This is a genomic window from Campylobacter sp. RM12637 (assembly GCF_020137645.1).
GTDB lineage: Bacteria > Campylobacterota > Campylobacteria > Campylobacterales > Campylobacteraceae > Campylobacter_E.
Genome location: NZ_JACGAV010000061.1, coordinates 1 through 313, shown reverse-complemented (window position 1 = coordinate 313; position 313 = coordinate 1). Strand labels below are relative to the sequence as shown.

The following is a 313-nucleotide window of genomic DNA, read 5'->3' as shown; positions in this document are numbered from 1 at the left end:
AATGGTTATGCTGCAGGTGTAATGACTTTAAAAGGCGCACAAGCTATGATGAATATTGCTGAATCAGCTCAAAAAGCTCTTGAAGCAATTAGAAGTGACCTTGGTTCTGTGCAAAACCAACTTGTTTCAACTGTTAATAATATTTCAGTTACTCAAGTAAATGTTAAATCAGCTGAAAGTAATATTAGAGATGTTGACTTTGCATCTGAGAGTGCTACATTTAGTAAACACCAAATCCTAGCTCAATCAGGTGTATATGCAATGAGCCAAGCAAATGCTGTTCAACAAAACGTAATGAGATTATTACAATAGT

At 34.8% G+C, this 313-nt stretch carries 1 protein-coding gene; it reads left to right on the top strand.

The features are described 5' to 3' along the window. A partial coding sequence (locus AVBRAN12637_RS09745) for a flagellin (protein WP_336615835.1) occupies positions 1-312 on the top strand: 312 nt, incomplete at its 5' end. Position 313 lies beyond the last annotated feature (1 nt).